This window comes from Roseateles chitinivorans, from assembly GCF_002761755.1.
In the GTDB taxonomy this organism is placed as follows: Bacteria; Pseudomonadota; Gammaproteobacteria; order Burkholderiales; family Burkholderiaceae_C; genus Roseateles; species Roseateles chitinivorans.
The window spans coordinates 1-7606 of record NZ_PEOG01000123.1; the positions used below are offsets into that span (position 1 = coordinate 1).

Consider the following 7606-nt stretch of genomic DNA (forward strand, 5'->3'; position numbering starts at 1 on the left):
CAGGTCCTTCGGCGCGATCGCGGCGCCGAAGCGGTCCGGCGGCGGCAGGTCCTGCGCGTCGACGGTCCAGGTCGACGCGTGCGCGCGCAGCAGGTGCTCGCACAGCGACGGCCAGTCGCTGAAGACGGCGTCGGGCTCGCGCAGCGGCGAACGTCGCCAGGTCGTTTCGCCGCCGGTGTCCACCAGCAGGCCGGAGGCGCCGGCGCGATGGCCGGCCTCGACGTCGTCGAGCAGGTCGCCGACCATCGCCGAGCGCGCCAGGTCCAGGCCGTGCGCCCGCGCGGCGCGGGTGAGCATGCCGGGCGCCGGCTTGCGGCACAGGCAGGCCGGCCGTCCCTGCGCATCCGGCGCATGCGGGCAGACCGCCACATCGTCGAGCGTCACGCCGAACTCGTCCTTCAAGCGCCGCAGCAGCGCGGCCTGCAGGCCGGCGAACTGGACGCGGGTGAACGCGCCGCGGGCGATGCCGCTCTCGTTGGTGACCAGCACCAGCGCCAGCCCCGCGGCCTGCAGCCGGGCCAGCGCCTCGCCAGCGCCCGGCATCAGGCGCAGCCGCGCGGGATCGGCGATGACCCCGTCGTCCGGGACCGTCAGCGTGCCGTCCTTGTCCAGGAAGACCGCCGGGCGCAACCGCGCACGCGCCGGCCTGCCGGACGGGGCGCGGGAGAAATCGAGGTCGTGGAGGGAGAGGGTGGTGAGGGGGGCGTCAAGCCAGGCAGTCACGAGGGCAGCCTCCGCGGCGCGTTCAGCGCATCCAGCCGTAATCGGTCTGGCGCGGGGCCAAGGACTGCTTGTGCCGCGCCATCATGCCGGGCTCGCGGCGCGGGCTGTCGGCGGCGGGGTCGATGATGACGCCGGTCGGCACGGTCGGCGCCGATCGTTCGGCACCCAGGTGCTGCCCGCCCCGGGGCGGCGGCAGCAGCTCGGCCAGGCGGTCCAGCGTGCGGCGCACGTCCAGCGGCTTGGCCCAGAGCTCGAGGAAGCCGGCGCCGAGCGCGTCGAAGTCGGAATCGGCGGTCACCGCGATCGCCGGCACCTGCGCCCAGCCGCGACGCATGCGCAGCAGCTTCAGCAGGTCGGAGCCATGGCAGTCGGGCAGGTTCAGGTCCACCAGCAGCAGCGAGGGTTGCAGCCGCGCGCTCAGGCGCCAGGCGGGCATGCCGGCTTCGGCCACATGCAGCCGCAGGTCGCGGCGCTGCTCGAACATCGCCTCCATCACGATGACGTTGAGCGGGCTGTCTTCGATGTACAGCACCGACGTGAGACCGTCGTTCATCGTTTCGCTCCTTCCCTGGTCGTTCAGTTGGTCGCGAAAAAGGGCAATCCCCATGCCTGGATCTCTCCCCAATCCTTGGGGATGTCAGCCATTCGGCTCCAGCGGTGTAACCGGCCGACGACCGGTCCGTCAACGGGCCTGACATGTTGTCGGGGGCTTGGGATGGCGCGCTTCGCGATCGGGAAAGGCGAAGTGGGCGATGGGTACGAGGCTTGCCTTGCCGAGGAGGACTCGCCACTCCAAGGAGCCCCCCATGGCCACGAGCACCCGTGCCGGCGCCGCCGACGGCAGCGATGACGATCGTCCCACCAGCTTCGGCGTCCACAAGCCGGTGGATCACCTGGTGATCAGCTTTCCCGGCGCGGCCGAGGCGGGCCAGGCGCGCGCCGCGCTGGCCGCGCACGGCATCGCCGAGGCCGACCTGCATGCGGTGGGCGACCGCGAGATGGTGGCCCTGGTCGAGCGCGACCTGCGCAATGCCAGCCCGCTGGCGGCGATCGGGCAGGAGATCAACCTGTTGCGCAGCCATGGCGAGCTGGCCGAACGCGGCTACCACTTCCTGGTCGTCAAGGCCAAGGACGATGCGCAGGCCCGCGAGATCGCCGAGATCGCGCGCCGCAACCGGGCCGAGCGCGCCCAGTATTACGGCCACTTCATCATCGAAGAGCTGCTCGAGCCCGAAGGCGGGCGGCCGCAGGTGGCCGAGTCGCCGCACCGCGGCCTGGACGCCCATCCGAAGCCGCCGCTGCCGCGCTGAATCAGGCCTCCGATGGCGGCACGCGGCTTGCCATCTCGACGCTTACCCCCCCCTGTCCGGCACTCCCGCCGCCCCTCGTGCACGACGAAAGGAAATTCCCATGAGCACCACGCCCAACAACGAGAAGAGCGACAAGTCCGTGCCGTTCACGACGGCGGACGACGCCGCCAAGATCGCCAACGGCAGCGCGCCCTCGAGCACCGCGGCGGTCGATCTGGTGAATCGCGTCGCCGACAAGGCGCACGCGACCATCGACCGTCTCGCCACCACCGCCGCGCCGAAGGCGCAGCAATTGCAGAAAAGCCTGGAAGACACGAACGAGCTGCTGCACGAGCGCGCCGACCGGCTGCGCACGACCGGCAACGAGTGGTGCGACAGCCTGCGCGCGAACGTGCGCGAGCATCCGCTGATGGCCGTGGGCACCGCCGTGGCGGTGGGCCTGCTGATCGCGCGCCTGACGCGCTGAGCCCGGCGCGCCCATGAGCGACGTGCCGCACGCCTCGCCGTCCTTCCCGCCGCCCTTTCCACCGCCTTTCCCGCCACCGCCGTCGCCGCCCGCCGGGGCGACGCCGGGAAGCACCGCCGACGCCTCCACCGGCGCCCCGGTGCCGCCGGTCGGGCAGGGCTGGGTGGGCGACCTCCAGGGCATGGCCCGCGCCGCGCGCGGCATGCTGTCCGGCCGGCTGTTGCTGCTGGCGCTGGAACTGCGCCGCGCGCGGCACGGGCTGGTCAGCCTGGCGATCCTGGGCGTCGTCGCCGCGATCGCCGGCGCGACCGCCTGGCTCGCGCTCTGGGCGCTGCTGGCGGCGTTGGCGGTTCACCTGGGGCTGAGCTGGCCCTGGGCCTTCGCCGGCATCCTGGCGATCAACCTGCTGCTCCTGCTGTGGGTGGTGGCCGCGATAAAGGCGCTGGCGCCGATGCTGGCGCTGCCGGCCTCGCGTCGCCAGTTCCACTGGCTGTTCAACGATCCGATGGATCCCGAGGCACCGAGCGCCGATGGCCACACCCCAACCCCGTCCTGATCCCCGCCGCATCCCCGATGTCCCCGACCGCGACCTCGCGACGGAGACGATCGACGACCTGAACCTGCGCATCGAGATGGCCGAGCTGCGGGTGGTCCGGCGCGACCTGGAGTTCCGGCTGCATTGGGATGCGCTCCAGCAGCGCGGCAAGGCCGTGCTGGTGCCCAGCCGCTGGCTGCTGCCGGCGCTGGGCACGGGCGCGAGCTGGCTGTTCTGGCGGCTCGTGCGCGGCAAGCGCCGCCGTCACGCGCGGCATGCGCGCGGCGAGCGGGGCGATGCGAGCCCTCGCGGCTTCCACGCGCATGGCCATGAATCCGCCGGCCCGGCCCATGAGAGCGGCGGCAGCCGGCCGGAACTGGGCACGCTGCAGCTGCTGACGCTGCTGTGGGGCCTGATGCCGACCCGGGTGCGCGGCCGTCTCGGACCCGAGGTGACGCAGCTGCTGCTGGGCGTGATCGCCGGATTCCTCCAGGGCCGCAAACAGCAGCGCGAGGAGGCGCGTCAGGCGCAAGGGCCTGCGGCGAGCGAGCCCGACCGCGACGCGGCCCGGGGCGGCACCGCCGGGCCATCGCCGCGCGACGGTTCGCGCTGAACCAGAGAGACGAGCGCCAAAGAAAAGAGCGCGCCGGTGGCGCGCTCTTTTGCGTCCTTCGGTGGCTTACACCTTTTCGGCGTTGCGAGCCTGGTCGCGCAGCAGCTTGATCTGGTCGTGGTTGCGCAGGACGCCGGCCAGCTGACGCTGCACCACTTCCAGCACGCCCGCCGGCAGGGCCTTCTGCGCGGCCTTGCGATAGCGCCCCACGGCCGCGTCCTCGCCCCGCTCGCATTCCTCGAGCATGGCCTTGTCGCTGTAGCCGGTCAGCGTGCCCTTGACCGCGACCCAGCCGCGGTGCATCGCGCCGCTGGTGCTGCCGTCGTCCTCGGGCGTGCCGCCGTGCTGCCGCACCAGTTGCTGCAACTCCGAGCAAGCTTGGCGGCAGTCCGCCGCACGCTGTGCGAAGACCTCACGCAGGCTGGCGCTCCTGACGTGCTCGGCGCAGCTGAGGAAGCCGTATTCGCCGTCCTTGCAGGTTTCGATCAGCGTGTTCAGTTCGTCGATGACATCCTTGTTGTCCATGGCAGTCCTTCCGTTTGGGGGGAGTGGAGATGCCAGGGATTCAGCAAGTCACATACCCGTGGGCAGGCCCATCGCGCGTCGCAGCGCTTCCAGGATCTGCGACGGCGAAGCCGGCTTGCGCAGCACGATGAAGGAGGACTCGGCGGTGAGCGCCTCGCTGTAGCCGCTGATCAGCACCACCGGCAGGCCCGGCCGGCGCTTGCGCAGTTCCCGCGCCAGCGCCTGGCCGTCCATCGAGCCGGGCATGACCACGTCCGACAGCACGACATCCACGGCCGCGCCGCTGCCGAAGAGCTGCAGCGCTTCGTCGGCGTCCTTGGCCGTCAGCACCTGGCACGAGAAGCTGCGCAGCAGGCTGGCGGTGACGCGGTTGAGTTCCTCGTTGTCCTCGACCAGCAGCACCCGCGCACCCGCCAGCGCGTTGGCGCGCGCCTCCGGCAGCGAGACCTCGCCACGCGCGGCACCGTCGGCGGCGGAGGCGCTGCTGCGCGCGGGCAGCAGCAGGGTGACCGTCGTGCCGGCGCCGAGCTGGCTGGCGATGCGCGCGGTACCGCCGGCCTGCACGCAGAAGCCCAGCACCTGGCTCAGGCCCAGGCCGGTCCCCTTGCCGACCGGCTTGGTGGTGAAGAAGGGCTCGAAGACGCGCACCAGCAGGTCCTCGGGAATGCCGGGGCCCCGGTCGGTGACGCTGATGGCGACGTACTCGCCGGGCGCAAGATCCTGCACGTCGCCCGGCGCGGCACGCCCGGCCTCCAGCGTGATCTCGCCCATGCCGTTGGTCGCGTCGCGCGCGTTGAGCGCGATGTTGATCAGCGCGAGCTCCAGCTCCGAGGGATCGACCCGCACGCTCGGCAGGTCCGGCGCCATCGTCATCGTCAGCTGCATGCGCTTGCCCAGCACCGTCGCCAGCAGCTCGTTCATCTCGCCGAGCGTCGAGCGCAGGTCCACCACCTGCGGATGCACCGGCTGGCGGCCCGCCACCCGCAGCAGGTGCTGGGTGAGCCGGCTGCCGACGTCGACCGAGCGCATGATCGCGCCCAGCGGCATGGCCAGCGATTCCGCATGCGGACTGCGCTGGATCAGATGGGCGCTGTTGCTGATGACGCCCAGCAGGTTGTTGAAGTCGTGCGCGACGCCGCCGGTCAAGCGGCCCAGCGCCGCGGTGCGCTGCGAACGGGAACTGAGCTGCTCGGCCTCGCGGGTGCGGTCGATGGCCTCGTTGACGCGGTCCTCCAGCTCGGAGCGCCCCTGACGGATCGCGACGCTGGCGTCCTCGAGCGCCAGCGCGACCTCGTCGCATTCGAGCATGCCGGTCTTGGGCGCGCGCACCCGCTCGCCGGCCCGCAGCTCGCTGGCGATCGCGCTGAGCGCGTGGATCGGGCCGGAGATGCGCCGGCTGATCCACAGCGCGCCGAACATGCCGACCAGGACCAGCAGCAGCGCGCCGATGGCGATCGGCTGCAGCGCGGTGCGGCCGCCCAGTCCGCCCAGGCCGCTGTCGCGCGGCACCGCGGTCACCACCGTCCACCCTTGCGGCGACTTGGTGAAATAGCCGATCACCGGCTTGCCGTCCAGGTTGACCGAGTCGAAGCGCGCTTCCTCGCGCGTCGCCATGAGGTGCCGGAGGTCCTCGGGGCCTGTGCGGCCGGCGTAGCTGATGCCGCCCGGGTGGCGGGCGATGACCGTGCCGCGACCGTCCATGATCGTGGCGGTCCAGTCCGGTGGCAGCCGCTGGGCATCGATGATCTGCTGCATCTCCTGCGGCAGGACGGTGATGCTCATGTTGAGCCAGACATGCCCGCCGCGCTCGATCGGCTGGACGATCTGCGCGCGCAGCTGGCCGGTCGCCGGGTCCGGGCCGAGATCACCGATCACCGCCTGCTCGATCAGCGGGACGGCCTCGCGGACCAGCACCGGACGCGAGGCGGCCGTCGTGGGCAGCCCGGGCGGCGCCGGGGTGGCCGCGACAGCGGCGGCGCCGTTGACGACGGCGGGGCCTGTGACGGCGAGCCCGGGCGCCGATGCGGCGGCGGCGGGCGCCAGCGGCGTGTCGGGCACGCGGCCGCTCGCCAGGCGGGTGCTGAACAGGGTGCGGTCGGGCGCGTTCAGTTCGACCCAGCCGGACAGTCCCTGCATCGCCCGGCGCGACTGCAACTCCAGCATCGCCAGGTCGTCGGGCGGGACCTGCGGCGCGCTGTCCAGGATCTGCGACAGCGACAGCACCCGCGCGATGCCGGCGCGGCGCGCCAGTTCCTTGTCCACCACCATGGACAGCGCGCGCGTGCTGTCGCGCATGTGGCGCACGGTGGCTTCCTGCTCGTCGCTCCAGGTCTGCCAACTGACCCACAGCGCCGCGATGATGCCCGGCAGCATCACGGACAGGACGAGCACGAGCAGGCGGGAACGGATCGGCAGGGGCATGGGCGGTGCGGCGGAGGAACGGTCATGCCGCCGCGGCCAGAGGCCGGCGGCGCGGACGCGGGAGCGTCGCGGCGGCAGATTATGGGCGGTGCTGTTCAAGGGCGTCGGGACGGGCCGCGGCGGCGGGACCGTTGAGAGAAGTCGCGGGAGGGGCCGAGGGCGAGGCGGTCGTGCTGGTCGCGGCAGCGGGCGAAGGCGCCGGTCGCAGCAGTGCGCTCAGCGAAGGGCAGGGCCGGTCACTGCCGCGCAGGTAGACCGCGACGGGGCGCATGTGCCGGTTGCGCTGGCTGATGCTGCGCAGGCAGATCAGCAACGGCACCGCCAGCACCGCACCAGCCACGCCCCAGAGCCAGCCCCAGAACATCACCGACAGCAGCACCGACAGCGGGTTCATCGACAGCCGCTTGCCGATGACCATCGGCGTCACGAAGTTGGATTCGATCCCGTGGATGCAGAGGTAGGCCAGCACCGGCGCGGCCATCGCCGCGAAGCCGGCATCGGCGAGCGACGAGGCCAGCGAGGCCGCCAGCAGCAGGCCGCACATGATCAGCGGCCCCAGGTAGGGAATGAAGTTGAGCAGCCCGGCCAGCGCGCCCCAGAGGCCGGGATTGGGCAGGTCCACGATCCACATCGTGCCGGCGACGACCAGCCCCATGCCGATGTTGATCGCGGTGACCGAGGCCACGTAGCGCGAGATGTCGCGCTGGGCCGCGCGCAGTCCACCCAGCACCATCGCCCGCAGCCGCGGGCGATGGGGCAGCAGCTCGATGCAGCGCGACAGCACCCAGTGTTCGGAAGCCAGCAGGAAGTACAGCAGGATGGTCGTGGCCGCGGCCGACACCAGGAACTTCAGGCCGCCGCCCAGCACCTGGGCCGTCAAGGCGACGCCCTCGCTGGCCAGGCGCTCGCGCACCGGGTCGGCGGGCGGAGCGGGGGCGCGGCCCGCGCTGCGCCGCTCGACCGGCGGGCCGAAGCCCGGGATCGACGCGCGCCACCGATCGACGCGGTTCAGC

9 protein-coding genes are annotated in these 7606 nt (G+C 72.3%); 4 read left to right on the forward strand and 5 right to left on the reverse strand.

The genetic code is table 11. The features are described from left to right. Together CS062_RS24465 and CS062_RS24470 are read right to left on the reverse strand one after the other, a co-directional pair. On the reverse strand, positions 1-723 hold a 723-nt coding region (locus CS062_RS24465; protein ID WP_143742502.1), incomplete at its 3' end, for a D-glycero-alpha-D-manno-heptose-1,7-bisphosphate 7-phosphatase. Positions 724-745: 22 nt separating this feature from the next. Beyond that, positions 746-1276, reverse strand: coding sequence for a response regulator (locus CS062_RS24470; protein ID WP_158238921.1), 531 nt, complete (start codon positions 1274-1276; stop codon positions 746-748). Between the two features lie 253 nt (positions 1277-1529). On the opposite strand from CS062_RS24470, the gene CS062_RS24475 reads away from it, so the two are divergent. The 4 genes from CS062_RS24475 to CS062_RS24490 all read left to right on the forward strand — a co-directional run bounded on the left by CS062_RS24475 (position 1530) and on the right by CS062_RS24490 (position 3647). Then, on the forward strand, positions 1530-2033 hold the full coding sequence (locus CS062_RS24475) for a hypothetical protein (RefSeq protein ID WP_099864430.1): 504 nt from the start codon (positions 1530-1532) through the stop codon (positions 2031-2033). A gap of 100 nt (positions 2034-2133) precedes the next feature. After that, positions 2134-2499: an ElaB/YgaM/YqjD family protein gene (locus CS062_RS24480; protein ID WP_099864432.1), complete on the forward strand. Its 366-nt coding sequence runs from the start codon at positions 2134-2136 to the stop codon at positions 2497-2499. 13 nt (positions 2500-2512) lie between these two features. Then, positions 2513-3055, forward strand: coding sequence for a hypothetical protein (locus tag CS062_RS24485; protein WP_099864434.1), 543 nt, complete (start codon positions 2513-2515; stop codon positions 3053-3055). After that, complete coding sequence (locus CS062_RS24490; protein WP_099864435.1) at positions 3030-3647, forward strand: hypothetical protein; 618 nt, start codon at positions 3030-3032, stop codon at positions 3645-3647. The genes CS062_RS24485 and CS062_RS24490 overlap by 26 nt, the downstream gene beginning before the upstream one ends. A 66-nt stretch (positions 3648-3713) precedes the next feature. Here the strand turns inward: CS062_RS24490 and CS062_RS24495 are convergent, their stop codons facing one another. The 3 genes from CS062_RS24495 to CS062_RS24505 form a co-directional block, all read right to left on the reverse strand. Next, positions 3714-4172 (reverse strand): ferritin-like domain-containing protein, encoded by a 459-nt coding sequence (locus tag CS062_RS24495; protein WP_099864437.1) that lies wholly within the window; start codon positions 4170-4172, stop codon positions 3714-3716. 48 nt (positions 4173-4220) lie between these two features. After that, positions 4221-6593: an ATP-binding protein gene (locus tag CS062_RS24500; RefSeq protein ID WP_099864439.1), complete on the reverse strand. Its 2373-nt coding sequence runs from the start codon at positions 6591-6593 to the stop codon at positions 4221-4223. A 79-nt stretch (positions 6594-6672) separates the two neighbouring features. Next, positions 6673-7606, reverse strand: a 934-nt coding sequence (locus CS062_RS24505) for an AI-2E family transporter (RefSeq protein ID WP_158238922.1), incomplete at its 5' end; no start/stop codon positions are given.